Source organism: Massilia mucilaginosa, from assembly GCF_011682145.1.
Lineage (GTDB): Bacteria > Pseudomonadota > Gammaproteobacteria > Burkholderiales > Burkholderiaceae_D > Telluria_A > Telluria_A mucilaginosa.
Window position 1 is genome coordinate 47435 of record NZ_WHJH01000024.1, and the last position, 26011, is coordinate 73445.

A 26011-nucleotide genomic window follows, 5' to 3' on the forward strand; every position below is an offset into this window, starting at 1 on the left:
CATGTCCAGATTTCCTTTCCTGCCGATCGTCTTTGCGATCGCGCTGGCTTTCCTGCTCCAGCACTTCCTTGGCTCGCTGGCTTGGGCCGGACTGCTGGCGGTGATTACCTGGCCACTGCACGAGCGCCTGTTGCAGCGAGGCTGGTCGCGGGTTGCCAGCGCGAGCACGCTGGTCGCGCTGCTGGTGATCACGCTGGCGGGCCCGTCCATCTTCCTGATCAATACGCTGAGTAATGAACTGGAAACGGTGGAGCGCTTGCTCGGCCAGATCAACCAGACCGGCGTGGCGGCGCCGGAATGGCTGGCGCGCTTGCCGGTGGTCGCCGAACCGGCGATGAAATGGTGGCAGGAAAACCTGGCGCAGCCGGGCGGGCTGAGCGCCCTGATCCAGACCACGGCGGGCGAATTCGTGCCATTCCTGACGGGTACCGCCCGAACGCTGGGCACCACCATCCTGACCAACGCCCTCTACCTGTTCCTGGCCATCCTCACGCTGTTCATCCTGTATTTGCATGGGCCTGCGGTCGCGCACTATGCCGACCACGCCGGCGAACGCCTGCTGCCGAAGCACTACGCGGCACTGCGCCGCCTGCTGCCGCTGTCGGTGCGCGGCACCGCGCTCGGCCTGTGCTCGGTCGCGCTGCTCGAAGGCCTGGTCCTGGGGCTGGCCTACGCGGTAGCGGGAGCGCCTGCTCCGGTCCTGCTCGGCGTCGTCACCGGCTACCTTGCGCTCATTCCGGGCGGTGCGCCGCTGGCATTCACCTCGGTCTCGCTGCTGTTGCTGGGCCAGGGCCATGCGGGCGCGGCGCTGGGCTTGTTCTGCTGGGGCGCCTTCGAGCTGTTTTTGGTCGATAAGTTCGTGCGCCCCAAACTGATTGGCCAGCGCGTCAACCTGCCCTTCCTGGCAGTGCTGTTCGGTTTGCTTGGCGGGGTCTCGACCATGGGCGTGCTCGGCCTGTTTATCGGCCCGTTCATGATGGCGGTGCTGTTCTGGTGGCTGCGCGGCGGCGAGGCCGAGCCGGTACCGATGATCGTCCCGGCCGAATCGGATCACGCACCCGTTCCCTGATTCCATTCGCCGCCGGCGCTCGCCGGCGGCGAATGCGGGCGCGCGCAACGGTCGCCGTTTTCCGCCTTCAGCGTCAATATGGGTGCGCGATTCGTCGCGCCCTTCCAACACTTCCTCACAAAAAACCACCAAAGTGGATGGTAACGTTTCCAGATTGTCATATGTGCATGTTATAAAGATGCAAATTGAATGCAGTGCAATCAGGAAACTGCACACCGTCAGGGTGGCCGGTCGCCCTGGACAAAACAAGAGAAGCATGCCGCCCGGCCCTGCGCTGGCGGCATCACTTTTAATGAAGTCCGACAAAACGAGGTAAACATGAGGTATTCAACATCGGGCGCTCGCCGGCAAGGCGCGTCGCAGGGACAGCTGCGCAAGCTGTCAGTCCAGGGGCTTCCCCTTGCCCTGACGTTGCTGCTGGCCGCTTGCGGCGGCAATGGCAACGGTGGCGGCGACGCGGCCCCATCGGGCCAGGGCAGCATGAGCGGCACATCGCGCATGGTCGCGGCAGCGGCGGCGGAAACCGCCCTCACCCCCGTCACCGCCAGCGCCAGTTCGGCCGAGCGGCCCGACCTGGCCGGTGCCGCCGCCATCGACCACAACGACAAAACGCGCTGGGGCAGCGGCTTTGGCGACGGCGAATCGCTCACGCTCGACTTCGGCAAGTCCGAACTCATCAGCCGGGTGCGGATCGACTGGGAAAACGCCCATGCCAGTGCCTACCTCTTGCAAGTGTCGGACGACAACGCCAACTGGACCACGATCAAGACCGTGAGCGACAGCCAGGGCGGCACCGAAGACATCGCCGGCCTTAACGGCAAAGGCCGCTATCTGCGCATGCAGGGCGTCAAGCGCTCCTCGCAGTACGGCTATTCGATCTTTGAAATCCAGGCGTTTTCGGGCTCGCCGCTGCCAACCACCCCGACGCCGACCCAGCCCCCCGCCCCCGGCCCGGCAGATCCAGGCCAGCCCGGCGTGGCCATCAAGCCGGTCGCCGCGAGCTCGTCGCCGGTGGAAAACCAGGGCATGTCGGCCGCCATGACGATCGACGGCAAAGCCGCCACGCGCTGGGCCAGCAAGGCCGAAGACGGCGCCTGGATCGCGTTCGACTTCGGCGTCAAGACGCAAGTCGGCTACATGAAGCTGCAATGGGAAAACGCCTACGGCAAGCAGTACGAACTGCGCGTGTCGGACGACGGCCAGAACTGGACCGCTCTGCGCAGCGTCAGCAATGGCCGCGGCGGCATCGAAGAGTTCTTCAATCTCGGTGTCAACGCCCGCTTCATCCGCCTGCAGGGCGTGGCGCGCGCCAGCCAGTACGGCTACTCGCTGTTCGAAGTCGAATTCAAGAGCCCGGGCAGCGACAACACCGTGCCGCCGGCGGTCACCTCGGCCCATCCCTTCCCCGCCAACGGCAGTGCGATGAGCCCGCTGCCAGCGGCGGCCGAACCGCTCGAAACGCTGCAGTTCACCCTGCCCGACGGCACCCTGGTCACCCGCTTCGGCGCGCGCGGCCTGGCCCGTCACGGGCGCGAGCGTGGCGAGGACTGGAACGAGATCGGCGAAGGCCCGAACGAAACGGTCGACCCGGCCACCGGCCTGGCCGTCAACAAAGGCCCGGGCAACTACCTCACCTTCGTGCCGCAATACTTCAAGAACCGCACCTGGGGCGTCGAAATCATCGACAACAGCCGCGTGGCCGGCGTCACCAAGCCGCAGCTGATCGTCAACCAGTACACGCAGACCGACTTTCTGTCGGGCGGGATCGCCTTCTTCCGTGCCTTCGACCGGCCCGGCGTAACCGGCTACGGCTGGATGAATCCCGGCGAACTGGTCGACCGCAGCGTGGCCCAGTGCGCACCGGTCGCCTACCCCGCCAACAGCAAGCTGACCAATGCCAACGGCATCAACGGCGCCTGCACCCTGCTGGTCAAGGGCTATCCGGGCCACGGCGGCATCGACGCCAACGGCATGCCGAACGGTAAGAGCGTGCCGGGACGCGCGCTGGTCGCCGGCGACATCATCGAGGTCTCGCCGTCGTTCTTCTCGACCAAGGAGTCGATGGCCGCCAAGGGCGACACCGGCGGCATCCGCTATTACTCCTACGAGTGGGTGTACGTGGTCGGCGCGGGCCTGAAACCGTGGTACGGCGTGCAGCCGCGCCTGAACTCGGTGCCGCTGCCGGAAGAGACCCTGTCCGGCGGCCAGGGCTCGATTTCGTACAACTACACCGACAACGGCCTGTTCATGTTCCAGCAGCCGCACAACAACGTCGGCATGCAGAACATGCAGCGTTTCGTCGAAGGCCGGCGCCTGGTGCATACCAGCTTCCTGAGCGGCGACCATAACGAGGGCGGCAACGACCGCTACCTGCCGGCGGTCGGCCTGCAAGGCCAGCGCTACAACCAGTCCGCCTGTATCGCCTGCCACGTCAACAACGGCCGCAGCCCGGCACCGGCCGCACTGGGCCAGCGCCTCGACAGCATGTCGGTGCGGGTGGCAAGCACCGGCGCCAACGGCCAGCAACTGCCGCATCCGCTGTACGGCACCGCGGTCCAGATGAACGCCGTGTCGCCAACCGGCAGCGCGCAGAACTGGGGCATGGGCGCGCGCGTGTCCGGCTTCGAGACGCGCTCGGTCAAGCTGGCCGACGGCACCACGGTCGAACTGCGCAAGCCGACGCTCGGCTTCGAAGGTCCGGTGCCAAGCGCCTTTTCGCTGCGCGCGGCCCAGCCGATGATCGGTACCGGCCTGCTCGAAGCGATTCCGGAAGCCGATATCCTGGCGCGCGCGGCCCAGCCGGCCGACGCCGACGGGGTCAAGGGCACGGCCAACTTCGTGTTCGATCCGGAAAGCGGCGCCGTGCGCCTGGGGCGTTTCGGCTGGAAGGCATCGAAGGCGACCCTGCGTCACCAGAGCGCCGACGCGCTGCTGCTCGACATGTCGGTCACCTCGCCGGTGTATCCGAACCGCGGCTGCGCCTTTGACCCAGCCGGTTGCGCAACGAAAGGTGCGCAGAAGGGCATCATCGAGTCCGACCTGAAATCGATCGCGCAGTACCTGGCCCTGGTCGGCGTGCCGGCCCAGCGCAGCGTTGCCAGCGGCTTTCCGAAGGGCGTGGCGGCGCTCGACGAGCACCGTGTCGACGCCCAGCAGATCAGCGCCGGCGGCAAGCTGTTCCAGGGCATGCGCTGCGCCGCCTGCCATACGGTGCAGATGAAAACCGGTGCCGGCCACCTGTTCGCCGAGCTGCGCAACCAGACCATCCGTCCGTACACCGACATGCTGCTGCATGACATGGGCGCCGGACTGGCGGACAAGTTCGCCGAAGGCCAGGCTAAGGGCAATATGTGGCGTACCGCGCCACTGTGGGGCATCGGCTACACCGATATGGTCATGGGCAAGGAAGGCAAGGTCGGCTATCTGCACGATGGCCGCGCGCGCAACCTGACCGAGGCGATCCTGTGGCACGGCGGCGAAGCCGACCGCTCGCGCCAGCGTTTCGAGGCGCTGTCGGGGCAGGACCGGGAGGCGCTGCTGGCGTTCCTCAAGTCGCTGTAATCATTTAATCGCCCTGGCAATGGCAAGAGCGCCGGACGGGTTACTGTCCGGCGCTCTTTCTATATAGGCGCGGGTCGATTAAGATCTGTCTCTGCGGCATATTTACAGATGCTATCGACAAATCAGAACAATTTCATCGCGGTAATCATCCATGAAGCCGGTGTATATCAACTATGTTGCGTGCGTCATGGCGTTCCTGGCGCTCGGGCTGTATGACGTAAAGGACAACTTCAAGGGACTGTTCAGTGGCATGGCGTTGATGCTGCTGCTGTTGGCCGCGATTGTCGGGTCGGCGTCAAGAGGCCGGTTCTTTGCCAACTGGAAGCTGTTTTTCACCGGACTGTTCGGGTTTGTGTTGAGTACCTTCGTCGGCTCGATGTTCAATCCCGCTGTCGAACGGGCGGCGACAGCGGTGGTAGCGTCCATTTATGACTACAAGAAGCAGACGGGCGTTTATCCCGACTCCTTGATGCAAGTCGCCGTCGCCGACAATATCAAGGATATGTCGAAGAATAGAATCAAATACGGCTCCCGGGTTCACTACCTGCGCATGGACGATGGCTTTTATCTGGGCTATGACACCTACGCATTCAATGGCCGGGCGTGGGACATGGAAAAGAAGGCGTTTGTCGAGGTGATCGATTGACGAGCGGGCGCACGCCGAAATAGGGTATACTTCGCGCTGGGTGTCCACACGTCCGTGTGGCAGGTTTTGCGATGGTCGGGCCGCCACGCGGTTTTCTTGCGACCTATGAATCCACACTCCTCCCCTACTGTTTCCAAATCCCTCTCCAAGAGTTTCAAGGAGTTCTTTGCTTCGAGCAAAGCCGGTGGCATTGTCCTCATTGTGTGCACCCTGGTATCGCTGGTGCTGGCCAATTCGGCTGCCGGTCCCGACTATCTGGCTTTCTGGCACATCAAGCTGGCCGGAATGAGCGTCGAGCACTGGATTAACGATGCGCTGATGGCGATCTTCTTCCTGCTGATCGGGCTCGAACTCGAACGCGAGCTGTATAACGGCGAGCTGTCCAACTTCAAGAATGCGCTGCTGCCGATCGTGGCGGCGGTGGGCGGCATTTGCGTGCCGGCGCTGATCCATTTTGCTTTCAATAACGGCTCGCCCACGCAAGCCGGCATCGGCATTCCGATGGCGACCGATATCGCCTTCGCCCTCGGCGTGCTGGCCCTGCTGGGCAGCCGCGTGCCGGCCTCGCTCAAGATTTTCCTGACCGCACTGGCCGTCATGGACGACCTGGGCGCGATTATCGTGATCGCCGTGTTTTACACCGCGCAATTGTCGGTGCCGTATCTGCTTGGGGCCATCGCCATGTTCGGGGTGCTGCTGTGCATGAACCGATTTTTGCGCATCATGGCGCTGGCGCCGTATCTGCTCGGCGGCGCCATCATGTGGTTCCTGATGCTCAAATCGGGCGTGCATGCGACCATCGCCGGCGTGCTGCTGGCCTTCGCCATTCCCTTCTCCGCCAAACAGGACGATCAGGACTCGCCATCGCACCGGCTTGAACATTTCCTGCACAAGCCGGTCGCGTTCATCATCTTGCCGATTTTTGCCTTGGCCAACACCGGCATCATCATCGCGTCGGGCTGGACCGCCGACCTGGCGTCGGCCAACAGCCTGGGCATCCTGGCCGGCCTGGTGATCGGCAAGCCGCTTGGCATCACCGTGTTTTGCCTGGCGGCGGTGACGGTGGGCATCTGCCGCCTCCCGCTGGACCTTGCCTGGCGCCATGTGTTCGGCGCGGGATTGCTGGGCGGGATCGGCTTTACGATGTCGATTTTCATCACCAACCTGGCCTTCGTTGGTCAGGCCGAGGTGGTCAACGCGTCGAAGATGGCGATTTTGCTGGCCTCGCTGGTGGCAGGCGTGATCGGTTTCACGTGGCTCAAGATATTCGGCAAGCCGCAGGCCGGCGACAGCGACCTCGATACCCTCGATTTCGAGGAAGATCCAGCCGCGTCACCCGCGAAGGCGTGACGCGGCCCTGGCCTTACGGCTGGTTTCCCTCCGGCGGGAACAGCCGGGCCAGGCGTTTTTCGATCTCCTTGAGGTCGGCGCCGTTGTCGCGCACATTGTCCCAGATGCTGTGATCGAGCCGCATCTTGTGGTTCATGGAACTGATCAACGGCAATAACGCCTGTTCGTAGCTGTCGGCCAGGCGCAGCACGGCCTCCTGCAGGCGGGCCTGTTCCGGCACGGTCACATGCACCGCCGGCGCCATGTGCTGGCCCAGCGCGGCGATCTGCTTGCCGATCTCGGACAAGGTGTTGGCCACGCGGGTGGCGCCGTCGGCGTCGGCCCCGCCCTGCTTGCGCAGGCGCACGAAATCGGCCACCAGGGCGGCCCAGCGCGCCTGTTCGGCCTCGCTCGGCTGTCCCAGCAGGTGCGCCAGCTTGAGCAGGTTTTCCTCGGCGCCGGTGGTGAGCGTCTGGGCTTCGCCGCGATAGTGGTCGCGCAGCAGCGCATCGAGTTCGGCATCGTTCATCAGCGCCGACACTTTGGGCACGAGTTTGCTCATGTTGCGGTAACTGCCCTGCAACTTGAACGGCGGCTCGGTGCGGTAGGCATCGTCCTGCGCGGCCGAGGCGATGTAGGCCATGTTCACGCCCAGCAGCGCGTCGCGCACCTTGAACAGGCGTTGCAGGACTTTGACGATCTCGGCCACCTCGGCACTGGTGTAGGGGTGCGCCAGTTCGCCGGTCGCCAGCGCTTCGCCCTGGGCCATGCGGATCAGGCGCACCACATCCTGCGGATCGCGCATCGCCAGCGGCTGCAGTTCCGGATGCGAGACCAGCGCGTTTTCGATATACGACATGGCAAACACGTCTTCGCGCCCGCTGAGCACGTCGCCGAGGTTGTAGATGTCGGCCCGGTTGGCCAGCATGTCCGGAATCTTGAACACGTCGCCCGACTCGGTGTACGGGTTGCCGGCCATGACGATCGCAAAGCGCTTGCCGCGCAGGTCGTAGCTGCGGCTGCCGCCCTGCCACACGCCCTCGACGCGGCGGGTGCCGTCGGCCAGGCCGATGAATTTTTGCAGGAATTCCGGGTTGGTGTGCTGGATGTCGTCCAGGTACAGCATGACGTTATTGCCCATCGCCAGGCCCAGATTCAGCTTTTCGAGCTCGGCCCTGGCCGCGCTGTTGGCGGCCTGCGCCGGGTCGAGCGAGGTGATGGCGTGGCCCAGCACCGGGCAATTGATGCGCACGAAAATCATGCCGAGGCGGTCGGCCAGGTATTCCATTAAGGTGGTCTTGCCGTAGCCCGGCGGCGAAATGAGCAGCAGCATGCCCATCGAATCGGTGCGGCGGGCGTCGCCGGCCGCGCCGATCTGCTTGGCCAGGTTGTCGCCCACCAGCGGCAGGTAGACGTCGTCGATCAGGCGGTTGCGCACGAAACTCGACAGCGGCTTGGCCTGGAACTGTTCCAGCCGCAGGCGCCGCTTTTCTTCCTGCACCAGGCTCTGGCGCAGTTGCTGCAACTGCTCGCAGGCCGGCACGATCACGTCGGCGTGCCAGGTCAGGCGCCGCAAGAAGTCGTTGAGCTGGAGCGTCAGCGCTTGCTCGTTGATCCGCGCATGTTCGCCCAGCAAGCCGTCGACCCGCGCTGTCAGCTCGGCCGGCTGAACGTGGCGCGCCATGCCGCACAGGAGGCTGGCCGCCGCTTCCGGCAGCAATGCCAGGTCATGTTGGCCCTGCTGCATGAAGGCATGCAGCCATTCGGTCGCCAGTTGCCAGCGGGTACGCCAGCCAAGCGTGGTGTTCAGCCACGGCAGCGCGATGGCGTGCCGCTCCAGGTGCTGCTGCAAGCCGTGCGCCAGCTCGGCGCCGGCGCGGCTGGCGACCCATTCGTGCGGCGCCGCGTGGTGCGCGTCGGCGGCGTGGGAGCCGAGTTCGGCCAGCAGGTAGGCGGCGCTCTGGTCGAGCAGGCTGCCGACGGTTTCGGTAGCGCTGTCGAGCCACGGGTCGATCTCGAGCCCGTGCTGCGAGAGGAAATCACGCAGGTCGTTGCCGAACTGGACCGCCACTTGCTTGCCCATGCGTTCGCTACCGAACTGGCTGCGCATCAGCGCCGCCTGTTGGGCCTGGTGCCTTGCGGCTTGCGCCGTGGCTTGCAGGTCTTGCGTGCCTTCCAGGTGTTGCCAGTAGATCAGGGCGACGGCGCGCGCCAGCGGACTGTAACGCAGCAGCCTGGCGTCTTCCAGCATCGGCAGCAACTTGCGCAGGATCAGGCTGGCGTCGTGGTCGTGGATGCCTTTCTGGTAGCCCTCGTGGAAGCGCGGCGCGGCGAAGCGGCGCACGGCCTCTTCCAGCGCCGGCTCAAGCGGGGCGCGCGCGCCCTGCACCAAGGCAGTCCACTCCGTGCCGGCGTTGCCTTGCTGCGCGGCCAGCACGAATTGCCAGGCCAGGTATTCGGCGCGGTAAATCTGGCTGCTTTCGGAAACGGTCTCGAACCCCCAGTACGCTTGCAGCGCATCGAGGCGGGCGTCGGCCAGCGGCGCGAAGTAGTCGGTGCCGGCCAGGTGGTAGGCCGGGCGGCCCTCGTGCGTGACCAGGGCCAGGTCGAGCGCCTGCTGGTTGACGGTAAACGCGTGCTTGCCGAGGCGGATGGTGTTGCCGGTGACCAGCTCGTTGCGGTCGCGCAGGGAGCGCTGGCCCTGCTCGCGCAGCGCTTTCAACTGGCCGGCCAGGTCGTCGGCGCCGACCGCGCCGCCCAGTTTGCGCAAGTCGGTAATGCTGTTGCGTAGCTTGCCGAGCAAGGCGTCGGAGGCGAAATACGCTTCCAGCTGGGCCGCGTCGTTCAGTTGCGCCAGGCGCTTGGGCACGCCCGCCAGGATGCGGCGCGCCGCTTCGACGATGGCTTGCACGCGCCGGCCGCGCTGGTCCAGCAGGGCCTGCTTGCGCCCTTCGAACGCTTCGTACACGGATTCGCGCTTGTGGCCGATTTCGGCCAGGTAATCTTCTTGCTCGGCGAAGCGGGCTTCCAGGTCTTCCAGCTGGGCCAGCAGGCGCGTCAGCAGTTCGTCGCAGCGTTCGGGCGAGTCGCTTTGCTCGAGCGCGCTTTCGACCGACTGGCCGAACAGCTGGAACTGGGCGGCGAACTCGGCCGCCGATTCGCCCTGCGAGAGTTGCTTGCGCCGCTGGCGCGCCTGGGCGCGCAGCTTGTTGACGTCGGCGTAGATGGTCGAGATGGTGTTGAGGATACGCGTGCGCAAGGTGGCGTCGCCCACCGCAAGCGTCCCCAGCAGTTCGGTCAGGCCGTCCAGGCGCGCGGCGTTCTGGTCGAGCGTGTCGTTGAGCGGGACCAGCTCGGCCGTGGTGTGCATCTCGGGCAGCTGGGCGCGTTGCTTGGCCAGTTCTTCGGTGAAGCGGACAAAGGCGTCGTCGCGCGCCAGGAAGGTGACGGTGTTGCCCGAGACGCGCGCTTCTTCGGCCGCCAGTTCGGCGTCGAGCACGCCCAGCTGCGCCACGTCCATGTAGCGCTGTTCCTTGAGGCTGGCCAGGCGCCCGCGCGCCAGCCGGATCGCGTTGAGGGCGTCGATGAAGTCGGCGGGCGACTGCCACAGGCGGCTGGCGGTATCGGTCAGCAACTGGCGCTGCGCCAGCGCGGCCTGGGCCAGGGTGGCGGCGGCGTCGCGCCGCACGGCGGCGGCCTTGTCGAATTCGTCGAGCGTGGCGCCGGCTACGCCGATCATGGCGTGCACTTCGCTGCCGGCGTCATGCGCCTCGGGCGTGCCCAGCCAGTGGAAGGCGTCGGCGATGCGGCGGCACTGGCGCAGCAGGGCTTCGAACATGAAGCGGCCGGGCAACTGGTCGCGCGGGGCATCGGCCTGCTCGCGCACCGCGCGCGCCAGCGAGAGCAGTTCGGACAGGCCGCGCACCAGCTCGCGGTTGCCGATCTTGCCGAGGTAGCTCTGGCGCGGCGCTTGCAGCGCAGCATGGTCGTCGCTCACGAACGCGGTCTGCCACAGTTGCATGGCGTGGTTGCGGGTCGGTTCTTCGCTTTCGGCGGCAAATAGCAGCATGGCGCCGTCGGCGTAATGCGCATAGCCGTGCGCAACCAGCGGCTGGGCCAGGGTCTTGCTGATCATATTGTAGGTGAGCAAGACGTACACGCCCTGCTCCACCCCGTAAAACACGTACAGCACGTCCTCGCCGTTGGGCGAGATCACGCGCCGCTTGAATTGCAGGCCCTGCGGCATGTCGGCGAAAATTTTGGCGTCGCCGCTTTGCAGGATGTAGCCTTCGGGGAAGACGATGCCGTGGTCTTCGGGCAATTGCACGCAGGAAGCGCCGATGGCGTCGACCCGGGTCACCTGCGCCGTGCGGCGGTTGAAGACCAGGTAGCGGAACACCGATTCGCGGTAGGCCTTGATGCGCAGCAGGATCAGTTCGCCCACGGCGGCATAGGCGATGTCGCCATCGTTGAGCGACTGGTTGCGGTCCTCGACCGGCTCGGCATAGATCCCGAGGCCCGTTTCGGTATTGTTTTCGATCTTGACGGTCAGGTCGCCGCCTACCGTTTCGACGAACAGGGTGTCGAGGATGTTGATGTGCGGATGCTTGCCCAGCACGTGCTGCTCGCGCGTGGTCTGGATCCACTCGAAATCGTGGGTCGGCGGCAGCGCAATGTCGCGCTCGCCCCGGTTGTCGATGTAGGTGGCCTGGCCATCGGCATCCAGTTGCCAGCGGAATACACGCACATCGCTGATGCGCTCGCCGATCTTGAAGGCGGCCAGCAACTTGCCCTGGTGCACGCGCAACTGGACCAGCTGGGCGTTCTTGTAATAACTGTACAGCTCGCGGAATTCCGCCAGAAAGCGCGGCTGGTCGAGAAAGGTGTTGTCCAGCGCGAGCGGTTCGAGTTCGGCGTCTTCCCCTTCGGCGCGCAGGCGGTACAGGGCGAACACGTCCGCGACCTGGGTTTCCTGGCGCAAGCCCATGAAGACTCTGTAGCCGAACAGCAGCACGCCGCCGACCAGGACCAGATCGCGCGCCACGCAATTGTTCTCGGTGCGGGCGCGGGTGCGGGCGCGCAGCAGCATTTCCTGGCGTCCGAATTCGGCCAGGCGCGATGCGTTGAGCAAGGCCGCCTTGGCTTGCAGAGCGTTGCCGTGTTCGCCCAGGCGCGCGCGCAGCAGGTCGAAACTGCTCGATTCGAGCGCGCCGTCTGAAGGATTGCCGGAGTCGGCCGGCGCCGGTGCTGCGTGTGCGTCGGTCATTGGCTTAATCCGCTTTGGCGTTGAGGAAGGCAATCATTTCGGATTGGTTCGGCTGGGCCGCCAGCCAGCTGCGCATCTGCGCCAATTGTTCGTAGGCGGCGTCGCCGAAGCGCAGGCGCATGGCTTTTTCGGCGCGCTCGCGCGAGGCGGCGTGCTTGAGGTCGTTCTGCCAGCGCTCCGAGACGATCGCGTCGAGCTGGTCGTGCAGGCCCATGTCGAGCAGGCGCTCCCACTCGCCCTTGTCGAGCCAGACCGCTTGCGCCATGGCGCTGTAGTCGAGGCGCAGCGGGTTGTCGTTGCTGACCTTGATGCGGGTCATCAGGCGCCCGCTGGTGGCGCACACGCGCACCGGTTCGTTGACCTGGGAAATATCGCCGGCGTACTCGGGCGCGGCCACCTCGGGCCGGCTCTTGCGCCAGCTCCGGTAGCGGTCGAGCTCGACCCAGGCGCCCTGGCAGTCGGCGCAACGCTCGGCCGGCAGGCCGCCTTCGATCTTCACGGGCGCAAAATGGCGGCTGCCGCATGCTGGACAAATCATGATGTCTCCTGAAAATGGTCGATGCGGGCGGGGCAGCGCCCCGCCCTGGTGCTTGTTTAGTCGGCGCGCGGTGCTTCCAGCGCCGGCTTGAAGGTTGCCAGCAGGCTTTGCAGCGCTTTCTGCTGCTGCGCCGTGCCGTCGCTGCCGATCCTGGCCAGCAGGGCCGACACGGTCAGGTTCTGCAATTCGCCCGACGAGCTGCCCAGCGCGCCGACCAGGCCGCGAATGTCGCCCACCATGTCGCGCTCGCCGCTGAGGTGGTCCTTCAGGCCCACTTGCAGGGTGCGGCTCTTCTCGACCGTGGCATCGATGCCCTTGCCGATCGACAGCGCCTTGACGAAGCGGTCGAAGTAATCGCCTTCGCCGCCGACGATGTCGATGCGCGCATTCTGCAGCGCCTTGCCCAGCACTTCGGCCTGGTCCTTGGCGATCAGGGTTTGCGCGTCGATGCCCTTGTTGATCTGCTGGTTATGGATTTCGAGCTGCATGCGGAACTCTTCGTGCGCCCGGGTTTCTTCGCTCATGGCCGACATGGCTTCGAATTTCAGGGCCAGGCCCTTCGATTCGGCTTCGAAACGCGCCTGGATGACTTGCGCCTCGGCATCGCCATGGGTGGCGGTGGCGGCGGCGTCCGCGCTCTTGACGGCCGCTTGCGCCAGGCCCATCTGCTCAACACCCGCCGCTTCGGCGTGCATGCGCAGGCGCATCGATTCGGCTTCGGCCGCGCCCTGCTTGAGGATCGCTTCGGACGAGGCGATCATCACCTTGGCGCTGGCCAGGCCCGGTGCGGCCAGTTCGGCTTCCTTGCCTTCGGCTTCGCGTTTTTGCGCTTCGGCATGGCGTTCGGCCACTTTCAGGGCGGCGTCGGCGGCGGTCAGGTCTTGCACGGCGCGGTGCTTGGCCGAGCGTTCCGACGCTTCGGCGGCCTTGACCGTCATGACCAGTTTTTCCTCGGCGGACGCTTCGGCCGAAATGATGACCGACTTTTTCAGACGGTCGGCTTCGGCGATGGCCCGCACATCCTTGATTGCTTCTTCCTGCTCGGCCACCGTGCGTTCGACCACGATGCGCTCGCGTATGACGTCGGCAATCGCCTTCTTCTGGATTTCGATGGCCTTTTCTTTCTCGATGGTTTGCAGCGCGACTTCCTTCTCGCGGTCCACCACTTCGAGCTGGCGCGCGCGGGTGACGCGTTCTTCTTCGATCGCCACGGCGCGCTTGCGGTTGTTCTCCGCCACTTCCTTCTCGCGGGTGGTGTTTTCCTGCTGCACCATCACCGTCTGTTCGGACTGCAGGCGCGCCATTTCGGACTTGGTGAATTCTTCCGACTGGATTTTCTGGGTTTCGGCCTGTTCGCGCGCCCGCACCGAGCTCACTTCGCGCCCCTGGCGCGATTCGGCGTCGGCCTGCTGGCGTTCGAGTTCGAGGATCGCTTCGCGGGTTTCCACGTCTTTCTTTTTGATGCGCATCTCTTCATCACGCTTGAGTTCGTTCGTACGGATGTTTTCGATGGCGGTCAGCTCGGTGATCTTCTTGATACCCTGGGCGTCGAGAATGTTATGGCCGTCGAGCTTGTCGAGCGGGGTCTGCTCGATGTAGTCGATGGCGGCGTCTTCCAGCACGTAACCGGACAGGTCGTCGCCGATCTGGCGGATGATGTCGTCGCGGAAGCGGTCGCGCGCCTGGTACAGCTCGACGAAATCCATCGCCTTGCCGACCGTTTTGAGGGCTTCGGCGAACTTGGCGGCGAACAGGTTTTCCAGGGTTTGCTGGTTCGATGCGCGCATGCAGCCGACCGCCTGGGCCACTTTCAGCACATCCTGGGTGGTCTTGTTGACGCGCAGGAAGAAGGTGACTTTAATGTCGGCGCGAATATTGTCCTGGCAAATCAGGCCGTCCTTGCCGTGGCGATTGATTTCAATTGTCTTCAACGAAATTTCCATCATCTCTTTTTTGTGGATGATCGGATACACCATGCCGCCGGTGAAGGTGACCTCGGGCTCGGCGCGCAGCGTGTTGATGATCATGACGTGGCCCTGCTCGACCTTGTGGTAAAACTTGGAGAACAGCGCAAAACAGCCCAGAACGATGACGGTGATGATACCGATCGAGAGCAACAGAATGTCCATGATTTCTTTCAGGTTCTAATGGTTGGTCGTTAAAAAACGGCGGGTGCTGCCTGTACTTCGTATTGTTGGTTCACCGGGTCGTAGGCGACGATGATGGCCTTGCTGCCTTTGGCCAGCGCGTTCGGCACCACCGCCCAGACCCGGATATTGATGCTCACGCCGTGGGCGTCGACATCGGCGCGCCCGAAACCCGGGTCCACGCTTTGCGTCGTGATGCGGCAGTCCTGGCCCACCAGGCTTTCGTTGGTGCGCGCGGCGTGCTTGACGAACAGCCCGCGCAAGGGTTGCAAGATGCGCGCGGCGACCGGAATCGACATGGCGCCGGAAAACAGCAGCACGCCGCAGCCGGCCGCCATGCGCAGCGTGTCGGTCGGCACCCAGGCCAGCACGTACTGGTGCAGCAAGGCGGTCGAGAGCCAGGTGCAAAACACCAGCACGCTGGCCGCCACCGACAGCGGCACCCCGCCCAGGCCGAGCGCGACCAGATAGCCGGCCAGCGTGTGCAGGTCGGGCAAGTCATGCAGGTCGTGCGCGCCGTGGCCGTGGCCGGCGTCGGTGTGCAGATGGAGCGTGTCGCCCACGTCGACCAGGCCGATGATCGACATCAGCCAGTACACCAGCAGCACGGCCAGGAAAACGGTGGGTACGGCGGTCGGAAAAGTGCTCAAAAGCTGCCAGAGGGTCATGCCGGGCTTCCCTTCTTGTCGAGGTTGTTCATGCGGATGATGGTGGATCGCCGTCAGGCGCCTGTTGTTGTCTGGCGAAGTTGATCAGGGCCTCGTGCAGCGATTCCTTGATCTTGCGCTTGTCGTCCACCGCCAGGCCGAAGCGCCGGGCCAGGATGTCGTAATCGGCATCGCTGAGCGAGACGGTCAGGCGCGGGCGCACCGGTTTGCTGGTGCACGGCAAGCCGAGAATGGTGCGGATCTGGTCCGACGGCGAGAGCTGGTTCTTGAACGCGGCGTAACGCACCGCGTCGATCACCTGCTTCTCGACGTCGAACGCGACCTGGAGCGAGCGCAAGGCGGCGTCCGATCCGGTCCAGCGCGGGGAACTGCGTACCATCGGCCCGCCCCTTTACAGCGGCTTGTCGGCGCTGGCGGCCGCGAGCGCGGCGCGCTGTTGCAGGCGCGCCATCACCTCGGCCTTGCGGTTGGGTGTGTCGCCGATGCCGGCCGCGGCCAGCTTGCGTTCGAGCGCCTTGTCGCCGAATTCGCCGTCGAGGGCGTCGGCCGCCTGCATGCGGTCGGCGGTGTCCTGGTGACGCTGCTTGATGCGTTCGAGCGACTCTTTCGCGCTCATCAGCTTCGAGCCGCTGTTGCCCATGCTGCTGGAAATCGTGGCCGTGGCGCGGTACACGCTCTCGGTGGTCTTGGCCATCGCCAGTTCGCGCTCGTGGTCGCGCAGCACCGCTTCGGCGCCGCGGATCAGGTCTTTCAGGCGCGCGATGTGGCCGGCCAGCTCATCGCGCACGGCGCTTTCCGCGGCCAGCGCGGTTTCGATATCGGCCACCTTGCCGGCCACTTCCTCGGCCAGGGCGGACTGGTTTTTGGTCAGCGCTTCCAGGGCCAGCCCTTCGTAGCGCTGGACCTCGCGTTGCAGGCGCTCGACTTCGCGGGTGGCCTGCATTTCCTTGGCCATGACCGCGGTCAGGTCGTGGCGCGCGGTGGCGACGTGGGCCTTCGCTTCGACGATTTCCTGCTCGTAGATGCGGTTGGCGTTGTTGTCGACGATGCTCTGGCCGATCGAATGCACGTCGCCGCGCAGCATGGTGAGGATTTTTGAAAAGACAGCCATGATGGACTCCTTACTTTAAGAATTCAGAAAATACGTCGAGGGCTTCAAACGCGTTGTCGGCGACCATCGCCACATCCGTTGCAATGCTGTCGGCGCTGGCGTCGTGCGCCAGCGAACCGAAAATGACGTAGTGCTCGCCGACCCGTCCGAAGTTCGACAGCGGAATGGCGATGTTCAGGTCCATCATCGCTTCGAGCATCTCGTAGCGGCGTTCGGGGCGGATTTCGGCTTCGGTCCACAGATAGCAGATGCACAGCACCTGGCTGGGCGTTGCGGTGATGAATACCGGCAACTCCTCCAGCCCTTCGATACTCATGCGCATGACCGGCACGCCGTCGGCAGCGGTGGGCGGCAGCAGGTTGCTGGTGACGCCGGCCGAGCCGGGCCTGCGCAGCAGGGCGCGCTCAATTTCAAGCATCTGTTTCATTGCCATTTCCATCGTTTTGCTCCTTGCACGGTGCGTACTTCAATCGTCCCCTGATGGGCTGCCAGACATATTATGTCACAAGTATAAATACACGACATAAAATGTCAAGTGTTGGCATAGCATACACGGAATTGCCGACGTGCATGGAGTGGCGGGAGGGGGTGTTGGCAGGGGCGGCGGCATTCGCCGCCACGGCCAGGGTATGGCGCGGAGCGAAATGACGGCCGGCGGGCGCCGTCACGAGTCGAAGGTTTGCATCTGGCGCGAGGCGAGTGCCCGCGCTTAGTCCGCCTCGGGAGACATTTCGGCGACAATCGAGGCGAACTGGCCGTCGATCAGTTCGCGCAGCGTCATGCCGGGAAATGTATCCTTCGGTTCGCTGAAAACGGCGATTTCGCCGAGAATGTAGGCGCGCCGCTGTGCGGCATCGAACACGATATCGTCCGGCGGGAGCACGTCGCACAGCGATTCGATCTTCCAGCTGTTGTAATGGAGTTCGTCCTGGTCGAAACGCAGGTTGCCGAACATGCCGTTGCGGTCGAAATACCAGTAATCATGCACGTCATCGTTGATATAGCGGCAGCCGAAGCCCGTGTAGTTGTCGTTGACCAGCTTGACCGTCGCCTCGTCCAGAATCTCTTCGAGATCGGTGCGGCCGCCCCATTTTGCGTAGATAAAGTCGACCAGTCCCTGCCCCGCGTGGCAGCCGTACCATCGGTCGCCGGGATTGCGCACCCGTTCCAGCACCGCGCCGACGGCATCGAGCGCGATGGTCTGCGAGGAGCTGTCGTCGTAATGCACATGCCTGAACGCGCCGCACTCCTGGTACAGCGAGCGCAATTCGTCTGGAATGCGGATGTTCAACAGCGCTTCGAGCGCCGCGATGTCTTGCGCCGTATCCGGTGCGGCAAAAGCGAGATCGAAACGCTCGGGGTTTTCGGTGTCGGCGGCAGCCGCGCCGGCGTTGAGGGCGATTATTGTGTCGCGTGAAATCATGGGATGCATTTTCTGTCCGAGAAACTGATTGTAGACGATCGTCGTAGCGGCAACCTGCCAAGCCCTTGCGTAAAATGTGCAAGTGCAATATATTGAAGCCATGAACCCGCACACCTCCCCTCTCCATCGCACCCGCCCGGCACTCCCCGCCGACGCCGGCCTGCGTGCGGGCGCAGGTGTTGCACGAATTATCCGAGCGGCTGCATGCGTCGCTCGCTTTCGTGTGCCAGTCGTCGGATAAACTTCAAGCGAGCACTTGACGGCAATTCGCGAAGCGTTCCGTACAAGTCTCACCCAGCTTTGCTCCCGGCTTTATCGGAGCATTCCATGACTACCTCGTTTTCCCCATCGCACGAGCACGCCGCCGTCACGGCCGCAGCACCTACCGCAGCACCTACCGCCGTACCTACCGCCGTACCTACCGCCGTACCTACCGCCGTACCCAAATACGCACTGCGCCTGAAGCAGCCAGCCTTCTGGAACACGCCCAATCCGGATATGGAAGAGCGCCTGCTGGCCCACTGGCGCGCCACCGGCCAGCGCCAGCAACTGGGCGCCGAGCGCCAGGGCCAGCCGCGCTACTGGCTGCTCGACGGCCCGCCCTATGCCAACGGTAATGCCCACTTCGGCCACCTGCTCAACAAAACCCTCAAGGACGTCCACGTCCGCTATGCCAGCGCATGCGGCCACGCGGTGACCTGGCGCGCAGGCTGGGATTGCCACGGACTGCCGCTCGAACTGGCGGTCGAAAAACGCCACGGCCCGCAAGCCAAGCAAGACCCGCTGCGCTTCATGCGCCAGTGCCGCGACGAAGCGACCCACTGGAAGGATTTGCAGGCGAACGCGATGTCGCGCCTGGGCCTCATGGCCGAGATGGACCAGCCCTGGCTGACCATGGACCCCGCGCGCGAGGCGCAATCGCTGTCGCTGCTGCTCGAGATGTGGCAGGCCGGCCTGCTGGTGGAGCGGCACTCGCCGGTGCACTGGTGCCCCGCATGCCGCAGCGCGCTGGCCGCCAGCGAACTGGAAAAGACCAGCAAGGAGCGCATGGAGACCTTCTTCAGCGTGCCGTTCGCACCGGCGTCGTGCGAGGCGATGGCGCGGCGCGCACGCGAGGACGGCGCCCCCTGGCCGGACGGCCCGCTGCATCTGCTGTCGTGGAGCACGACCCCGTGGACCCTGTGGGCCAATGCCGGCTTCGGCCACCCGCAGGCGGGCGCCTTGAGCGTCGCCACCCTCGCCAGCGGCATGCGGGTGGTACTGGCCGTGCAGGCGCGCGAGCGCTTGCTGCGCGATTATCCGGCGATGTTCAGCCATGCCGGCCATGAATTCGACGGCGCGCTGGACTTCGCCGCGCTGGGCGCCTTGTCGCTGGCCGCCGTCAGTCCGCTCACCGGGCTGGCCGCCCCCTTGCTGGCGGCGGCGTTTGCCAGCGAAAGCGAGGGCTCCGGCTTCGTCCACCTGGCGCCGGCCTTCGGACCGGACGACTTTGTCCTGCACGAAACCGATGGCGTGCGCCTCGACTGCCATGTGGGCAAGGATGGCCGCCTGATGGACGTGGGCCGGGTCCCGATGCCGCCCGCGCTGCAAGGCGCCACGCTGGAAGTGGCGTCGCAGGTGTCGTGCGACCTGCTGGCCCAGGCCGGCCGGCTGGTCCACATGGAGCGCAAGACGGTCGAGACGAATATGTGCTGGCGCCACAAGAAAGCCGTGTTTTACCGCGCCAGCGGACAATGGGCGCTCGACTTGCACAAGGGTTTCGATGGCTGCCCCGAGGGCCTGGCGCAACGCGCGCTGGCCGCGCTGGAGTCCACCGTGTTCCTGCCGGACGAGAAGGCCCGCGCGCCGCTGACCCTGATGATGTCGACGCGCCGCTTCTGGACCCTGTCGCGCGACCGCCTGTGGGGCGTGCCGCTGCCGTTCTTTCGCCATGCGGCGAGCGGCGAACTGCATCCCGACACTGCCGCCATGTGGCGCGAGCTGGTTGAGCGCGTGCGAACCGATGGCGTCGAGGCCTGGCAAGCGTTCGAGACGCCGGCCGGCTACACAAAGAGCGCGCAGAGCGTCGATGTCTGGTTCGACGCCGGCGCCGCGTGGCACAGCGCGGCCGAAGACGGCGGCGGCCAGGCCGACATGGTGGTCGAGGGCCAGGACCAGACGCGCGGCTGGTTCTTGTCCTCGTTCCTGCTGCACGCCTTCAAAAGTCCCCTGCCGCCATTCAAGAAGGTGATGACCCATCGCTTCGTGGTCGACGAACAAGGCATGAAATTTTCCAAGGAAAAGGGCACGGCGCCGGACAGCGCGGCATTGTTCGCAAAGTCGGGCGCCGATGTGTTCCGCCTGTGGGTGTGCAGCCAGGACGTGGGCGACGAAATGAAGTGGTCGGGTACCTCGCTCAAACAGGCGACCCAGGACGCCAAGGACTGGCGCAGCTTCCTGCGTTTTCATCTGGCGAACATGGAAGGCCGGGCCGATGCCCCGCGCCCGGTCACGCTGCGCGCCCTCGACCGCCTGGCGCTGCGCAAACTGCGGGAGGCGCGTACCCAGTGGCATGCGGGCATGGAGGGCGGCCGCTTCTATCAGGCGATGACAGCCCTGGCGCAGTTCCGCCAGTGGGCCAGTTCGGAGTGGTTCGAGCTGTCCAAGCGCACCTTGTACTGCGCAAGAAGCGGCAGCGCCGATCTGGTGAGCGTGCAATGGGCGCTGCGCGAATCGTTTTTGCTGTGTGCCCAGATGCTGGCGACAGTCATGCCGTTCGCCTGCGAAGAGGCTTACCTGGCCTGGCCCGGCCACCCGCGCGCGTCGCTGTTCCTGCATGCGCTGGCCAAACAGGACGAACTACCCGATATAGAGCCGGCGCTGCGCCAGGCCGAATCGATGCTGGCCTGGCGCCGCTCGCTGCAACCGCTGGTCGAACGCGCGCGCGCTCTGGTGGACAAGGGAACGCCGGTATGCCTGGCGTTCGGGGAAGGTCATGACGCGCATGGGAAGGACGAGCTGCGCGCGCTTTTCCCCGGTGTCTTCGTGCTGCCGGGTGATCATGCGAATGCGCTCGACGCATGGGAGGCCGGTGCGGCCGGCGATCCGGTGCCGGTCCGCGCCGGCAAGCCAACCGCCCACCCGCACCGGTGCGATCGCTGCCGCGATTATGTAAGCCGCGATTATGTAAGCGCCGCGCTGGACGATCGCGGCCTGTGCCCTCAGTGCGCCGTCGAGGTGGAGCACTCCGTGACGCGCTAAACAGCCTCCGAGTTGCGTGCTGCCGGCTAAAGAAGCCTGTCAATACAGGTCTTCATTGAAAAGCGGCGCGCAGCGCGCTACGGTGGGTGCTCCTTCACCGCTGGAGAGACACATGACCTACCAACGCACGGCTGGGAGCCGCCTGCTCGTCCTGATTGCCGCCTTGACGCTGTCCACTCATTCGCAGGGGGCCGACCCCGCAACCTGCTCCGTCAATCAACAAAGCTGGCCACTATGCGGCACGGATAACGGCGGCTGGAGCGTCGAAAACGGCAGTTACTGCATCGCGCGCAGTTTCTGCGGCAGCATTCCCGCGGCGGCCAGCCGCAGCACGCCGGTGGACCCCAGCGCCAGCACCAAAACCCGGGCGGTGTTCAGCTATCTGCGCAGCGTCTGGGGCAAGCAGGTGATCGCCGGCCAGGCCGACTTGACATGGAAAGATGCGATCGATATGGCCGAACGGGTACGCGCCGATACCGGCAAGTCCCCTGCCCTGATGGGCTACGACTTCATGAACTATGGCCTGACCGCGAATTGGGTCGAAGGCCGGCGCCAGACCGAGGAAGCGATCGCGTTTGCCGGCAAGGGCGGCCTGGTGACCTTTGCATGGCACTGGCGCGACCCGGCGCTGCTCAAGACGCCCCAGGTCAACAACGCCAACTTCTATGCGCGCGAGAGCGATGCCAGCAAAAATACCAATTTCATGATCCCCATGGCCAACGGTGCGCTGGACAAGAACAGTCCGGCCTACCAGCACATCAACGACGGCATCGACCTGATTGCGGTGGAGCTGAAACGGCTGTCCGACGCCGGGGTGACCGTGCTATGGCGGCCCTTGCACGAAGCCTCGGGCTACAAGGGCGATGGCTGGTTCTGGTGGGGCCGCACCCGCACCGACGGTGCTCCGCAGGCGTATGCGAACATCCTTTTATGGCGCCACATGTTCGACCGCCTGGTGCACAAGCATGGCCTGCATAACCTGATCTGGGTGTGGAACGGGCAGGACCCGGCGTGGTACCCGGGCGACGACGTGGTCGATATCGTCAGCCACGATATTTACGACAACGCCGACAACAAGGCCTACCGCTCGCAACTGCCCACCTATCAGCAGGCGTTGAACACGCCGAAGAAGCGCAAACCGGTCGCCCTCAGCGAGAACAGCTACATTCCCGATCCGGACAAGATCGCTGCCGATAAAGCGTGGTGGCTGTGGTTCATGGTCTGGAACGATGGCGACGGGCCGGCCGGCGTCACCAGTCCGAACAACTTCTGGACTGGCGAGTACTACAACACCAATGCGCACAAACAGAAAGTGTACAACCATCCCAACGTGATTACGCTGGACCGGCTGCCGCGCTTCTAGGGTCAGTGCATGTCGGTGGCGTCGAGGAAGGCCTGGACCATCGCTTCGAGGCCGACCCGGTCTTCTTCGCTGAAGCGGTTCAGCAGCGGGCTGTCGATGTCGAACACGCCGTACAGCTGGCCGTCCTTGATCAGCGGGATGACGATTTCGGCGTTCGAGGCGCTGTCGCAGGCGATGTGGCCGTCGAACGAGTGCACGTCGGCGACGACGATGGTGCGGCGCTCCTGTGCGGAGGTGCCGCACACGCCACGACCCAGCGCAATGCGTGCGCACGCCACTTTGCCCTGGAACGGCCCGACCAGCAGTTCCTGCGCGGCGCCCTTCTTGCCCGGACGGAGCAGGTAGAAGCCGGCCCAGTTCAGGTCCGCAATGGCGGAATACACCAGGGCGGAAAATTGCGATGCGTTGGCGGTCAGATCGCGCTCGCCTTCCAGAATGCTGCTCACCTGGCGTGCGAGAAGAGGATAGTCACCTGAGTTGTTTTCGATGTTGTGCATACGGCTGGCTGATTGTCTGGTTGTTGAAAAACCGCGAGCGTGCGCGGGCAGCGCATTGTATCGCGTTGTGGCGCTTTCCTACTCCTGCGGACGCGCCGCCACCGCTTCGCCATCAGCGTGCAGCCCAGCCACGCTGAGTATCCCGCCACGAAGGGCAGCGCGCTGCCATCCATCCTGAATAACTCCACGCCGGCGTGCGCCAGCCTGGCCGAATCGTCGGCCAAGCTGCTGCTGCCTACCTGATCGGTCAACTGCACCTGCGCCACGGTCGGCACCTGGATCAGGAATCGGCCGCTTTGCTCGACCAGTTTGCGGGTGCTGGTGTTCTTGTCGAGCACCAGCTCCAGCCGCGTGCGCGCAGGCCTCCTCACCACATAAGATTCATTTTGGTACTAATTACATGTTTTTGACGATTTCGCCTTCTAATCCATAAATCGCTTGCGGATTCATTTTGAAACTAAGTACAATGCCAACATGCCAAGTCAATCAAACAACCCACAGGAGCCCAGCGTGAATGAGGTCATCTGCACCGTCGACACGGTCCTGCTTACCCTTGGCGACGACGGCCTGTCGGTCGCCCTTCTCAAGCGCGAACGCGAGCCGTACAAAGGCGTGGCCGCCCTCCCCGGCGGCTATATCCATGTCGACAAGGACCTCGACGGCTACGGCGCCGCCCTGCGCGTGCTCAAGACCAAAACCGGCATCGACGTGCCGTATCTCGAACAACTGGCCGCGTTTACCGGCGCGGCGCGCGATCCGCGCGGCTGGTCGGTGTCGCTGGCGTATTACGCGCTGGTGCCGCACGCCGTCATCGCAGCGGCGGGCCATCCCGGCGTCAAGCTGGTCGGCGTCGACCGCCTGCACACGCTGCCGTTCGATCACGGCACGATCGTGGCGGCGGCCGTCGAGCGGCTGCGCAGCAAGAGCCAGTATTCGTCGCTGCCGTGCTTTTTGGTCGGTGAACTGTTCACCCTCCCGCAACTGCAGCGCGTGTACGAGGCACTGATGGGCGAAGCGCTGAACAAGGTGAGTTTTCGCCGCAAGATGGCCGAACTCGATGTACTCGAAGCGGCCGAGGGGCAGATGGATGCGTCGAGCCCCAGCCGCCCGGCGCAGTTGTACCGGCTGCGTCCCGAGTTTCGCGACCGTCTGGGCCTGCTCAAGCGCGGCCTGTAAGCAATCAACCAAGGAGAATACGATCATGGCCATTATCGACAGAGTGAAGTGGGACGGCAGAGCGAGCCAGCTCGCATGGAAGTACCCGTCGCAGGAACTGTCCACGGGGACGCAGCTGATCGTCAACGAGTCGCAGGTCGCCTTCGTGGTGCGCGACGGCGTGTACGAAGGACCTTTCGGGGCCGGCCGCCATACGCTTTCGACCAGCAACCTGCCCCTGCTGCGCAAGCTGGCGGGCCTGCCGTTCGGCGGCCAGTCGCCGTTTTCGGCCGAAGTCTGGTTCGTCAACCTGGCTTCCACGCTCGACGTACGCTGGGGGACGCCCGATCCGATCCAGCTGCAGGATCCCAAATTCGGCATCATGGTGCCGGTGCGCGCCTTCGGTCAGTACGGCATCCGGATCGACGATCCCAAGCTGTTCCTGATGTCGCTGGTCGGCACCGCGCGCAGCATGGACGCGGCCACCCTGGCCGAGTACTTCCGCGCCATGACCACCACCCGTATCAAAACGGCGATTGCCGGCGCGCTTGGCGAGAGCGGCGTATCGGTGCTGGAAATCTCGACCCGGCTCGATGCGCTGTCCCTCACGCTCAAGGGCGCGCTGGCGGTCGAGATGGTGAAGTACGGCGTGGCGCTGACCGAGTTCAGCATCGAATCGATCAATGTGCCCGAGGCCGATCCCGCCGTGCAAACGCTCAAGGCGGCGCTGGCGCGGCGCGCCGAAATGAACATCGTCGGCTTCGACTACCAGCAGGAGCGCCGTTTCGACGTGCTGCAGACCGCCGCCGGCAACCAAGGCAGCGCAGGCACGGTGCTGGGCGCCGGCATGGGCCTGGCGATGGGCGGCGCTCTAGGCGCGAGCGTCGGCCAGATGACGGAGACCATCGCCCCCGCCGCCCATGGCGAGCGCCTCGCACTGCTGCGCGACCTGGCTGCGCTGCGCGAGCAGAATATCCTGACCGACGCCGAATTCGACGCCGAGAAAAAACGCATCCTGGCTTGAACCCGACATGACGCCGCTCACCCTTCTTTGTCCCCAGTGCGGCAGCCCGCTGCCACGGCAGGCGCTATGGCGCATCGTCTCCTGCACCTACTGCGGGGCGGACGTGACGCACAGCGAAGACCTGGTGCGGGCCGCCGATTTTCATGCGGCGTACGTACGCTCGCGTAGCGGCGACGCGACGGCCGATATCGCCTGCGGCGGGCAGTACTACAAGACCATCGCCCACCTGGGCGCCGGCGGCAGCGCAAGCGTGTCACTGGCCAACCGCAGCGGCGCCATGCCACGGCGCGTGGTGCTGAAAATCGCCCACGCAGGTACCCCCGCAGGCCAGCTGGCGCGCGAAAAGGCCATCCTCGACCGGTTGCAGGCCGACGACGTGCCCGGCGCGGCATATTTTACCCAGCGCCTGCCGCAAGCGGTCGCCGTGGGCAGCAGCGCCAGCGCGGATGGCCGGCAGCGCGAGGTGCTGGTGCTGCGCCACCCCACGGGATTCTGGGGCAGCCTGGCCGATGTGCGGCTGGCCTACGGGCGCGCAATCGACCCGCGCCATGCGGTGTGGATGTGGCGCCGCGTGCTCGAAGTGCTGGCCTACGTGCACGCCAGCGGCTGGAGCCATGGCCGGCTCTCGCCAGAGCACCTGCTGGTGCATCCGGCCGACCATGGCGTGTTGATCATCGGCTGGTCCGGCGCGACCCGCAGACATGATCACACCGCCCAGGCACGCGACCTGATGCAGCTGGCCTGGGCCATGCGGGCCATGTTGTCCCACTCTGCGGGCAAGCCGGTCTTTTCAAGCACCACGCCGGCCCCGCTGGTGCGCATGCTCGAACGCGCCAGCCTCGACGCGGCGTGGTGCGCGTCACTCGGCGCGGAAGGCATGCGCCAGGCCGTCGGCGGCGCGGCAAAAGACGCGTTCGGCCCGGCCAGATTCATCGATTTCAGTCCCACCCCGACTAACTAAACCAAGAAGGAAC

18 protein-coding genes and 1 pseudogene are annotated in these 26011 nt (G+C 65.0%); 9 read left to right on the forward strand and 10 right to left on the reverse strand.

Features of this window, described 5'->3' with window-relative positions; genetic code table 11:
- The first annotated feature begins 1 nt into the window (after position 1).
- The 4 genes from F2P45_RS18975 (at position 2) to nhaA (ending at position 6626) form a co-directional block, all read left to right on the forward strand.
- Positions 2-1069, forward strand: coding sequence for an AI-2E family transporter (locus F2P45_RS18975; protein ID WP_229505166.1), 1068 nt, complete (start codon positions 2-4; stop codon positions 1067-1069).
- 318 nt (positions 1070-1387) lie between these two features.
- Positions 1388-4630: a di-heme oxidoredictase family protein gene (locus tag F2P45_RS18980; RefSeq protein WP_166878521.1), complete on the forward strand. Its 3243-nt coding sequence runs from the start codon at positions 1388-1390 to the stop codon at positions 4628-4630.
- Between the two features lie 151 nt (positions 4631-4781).
- The gene (locus F2P45_RS18985) at positions 4782-5276 is read left to right on the forward strand and encodes a hypothetical protein (RefSeq protein ID WP_166878523.1); all 495 of its coding nucleotides are present in this window, start codon (positions 4782-4784) and stop codon (positions 5274-5276) included.
- 105 nt (positions 5277-5381) lie between these two features.
- Positions 5382-6626 (forward strand): Na+/H+ antiporter NhaA, encoded by a 1245-nt coding sequence (gene nhaA / locus F2P45_RS18990; RefSeq protein WP_166878526.1) that lies wholly within the window; start codon positions 5382-5384, stop codon positions 6624-6626.
- Between the two features lie 13 nt (positions 6627-6639).
- Here the strand turns inward: nhaA and F2P45_RS18995 are convergent, their stop codons facing one another.
- The 8 genes from F2P45_RS18995 to F2P45_RS19030 form a co-directional block, all read right to left on the reverse strand.
- The gene (locus F2P45_RS18995) at positions 6640-11871 is read right to left on the reverse strand and encodes a DNA repair ATPase (protein ID WP_166878529.1); all 5232 of its coding nucleotides are present in this window, start codon (positions 11869-11871) and stop codon (positions 6640-6642) included.
- A gap of 4 nt (positions 11872-11875) precedes the next feature.
- Positions 11876-12409, reverse strand: a complete 534-nt coding sequence (locus F2P45_RS19000) for a zf-TFIIB domain-containing protein (protein ID WP_166878531.1) — start codon at positions 12407-12409, stop codon at positions 11876-11878.
- 56 nt (positions 12410-12465) lie between these two features.
- Positions 12466-14538, reverse strand: a complete 2073-nt coding sequence (locus tag F2P45_RS19005) for a flotillin family protein (protein WP_166878533.1) — start codon at positions 14536-14538, stop codon at positions 12466-12468.
- Between the two features lie 29 nt (positions 14539-14567).
- Positions 14568-15224, reverse strand: a complete 657-nt coding sequence (locus F2P45_RS19010) for a ubiquinone biosynthesis protein (RefSeq protein ID WP_166878535.1) — start codon at positions 15222-15224, stop codon at positions 14568-14570.
- 28 nt (positions 15225-15252) lie between these two features.
- Positions 15253-15603, reverse strand: a complete 351-nt coding sequence (locus F2P45_RS19015) for a hypothetical protein (RefSeq protein WP_166878537.1) — start codon at positions 15601-15603, stop codon at positions 15253-15255.
- Positions 15604-15615: 12 nt separating this feature from the next.
- A complete protein-coding gene (locus F2P45_RS19020; protein ID WP_166878539.1) occupies positions 15616-16335 on the reverse strand; it encodes a PspA/IM30 family protein in 720 nt (239 codons plus the stop codon).
- Between the two features lie 10 nt (positions 16336-16345).
- On the reverse strand, positions 16346-16762 hold the full coding sequence (locus F2P45_RS19025) for a DUF2170 family protein (RefSeq protein WP_166878541.1): 417 nt from the start codon (positions 16760-16762) through the stop codon (positions 16346-16348).
- Between the two features lie 282 nt (positions 16763-17044).
- Positions 17045-17758, reverse strand: a complete 714-nt coding sequence (locus F2P45_RS19030; RefSeq protein ID WP_166878543.1) for an SMI1/KNR4 family protein — start codon at positions 17756-17758, stop codon at positions 17045-17047.
- Between the two features lie 327 nt (positions 17759-18085).
- Between F2P45_RS19030 and F2P45_RS19035 the strand changes: the two genes are divergently transcribed.
- Positions 18086-20998: a class I tRNA ligase family protein gene (locus tag F2P45_RS19035; RefSeq protein ID WP_166878546.1), complete on the forward strand. Its 2913-nt coding sequence runs from the start codon at positions 18086-18088 to the stop codon at positions 20996-20998.
- A gap of 112 nt (positions 20999-21110) precedes the next feature.
- Entirely contained in the window at positions 21111-22361 is a 1251-nt protein-coding gene (locus F2P45_RS19040) for a glycosyl hydrolase (RefSeq protein WP_166878548.1), read from the forward strand.
- Between the two features lie 2 nt (positions 22362-22363).
- On the opposite strand, the gene msrC is transcribed toward F2P45_RS19040, so the two are convergent.
- Positions 22364-22858 carry a free L-methionine (R)-S-oxide reductase MsrC gene (gene msrC, locus F2P45_RS19045; RefSeq protein ID WP_166878550.1) on the reverse strand — a complete coding sequence of 165 codons (495 nt, stop codon included), beginning with the start codon at positions 22856-22858 and terminating at the stop codon, positions 22364-22366.
- A gap of 110 nt (positions 22859-22968) precedes the next feature.
- Positions 22969-23208, reverse strand: a pseudogene (locus F2P45_RS37025) (flavin reductase); the annotation flags it as partial.
- A gap of 160 nt (positions 23209-23368) precedes the next feature.
- Here F2P45_RS37025 and F2P45_RS19055 point away from each other — a divergent pair.
- The 3 genes from F2P45_RS19055 to F2P45_RS19065 are packed head-to-tail and all read left to right on the forward strand — an operon-like array spanning position 23369 to position 25998.
- Complete coding sequence (locus F2P45_RS19055; protein ID WP_166878555.1) at positions 23369-24034, forward strand: NUDIX hydrolase; 666 nt, start codon at positions 23369-23371, stop codon at positions 24032-24034.
- Positions 24035-24059: 25 nt separating this feature from the next.
- The gene (locus tag F2P45_RS19060) at positions 24060-25037 is read left to right on the forward strand and encodes an SPFH domain-containing protein (protein WP_166878559.1); all 978 of its coding nucleotides are present in this window, start codon (positions 24060-24062) and stop codon (positions 25035-25037) included.
- A 7-nt stretch (positions 25038-25044) separates the two neighbouring features.
- Positions 25045-25998 (forward strand): lipopolysaccharide kinase InaA family protein, encoded by a 954-nt coding sequence (locus F2P45_RS19065; RefSeq protein WP_166878562.1) that lies wholly within the window; start codon positions 25045-25047, stop codon positions 25996-25998.
- The last annotated feature ends 13 nt before the right edge of the window (positions 25999-26011 follow it).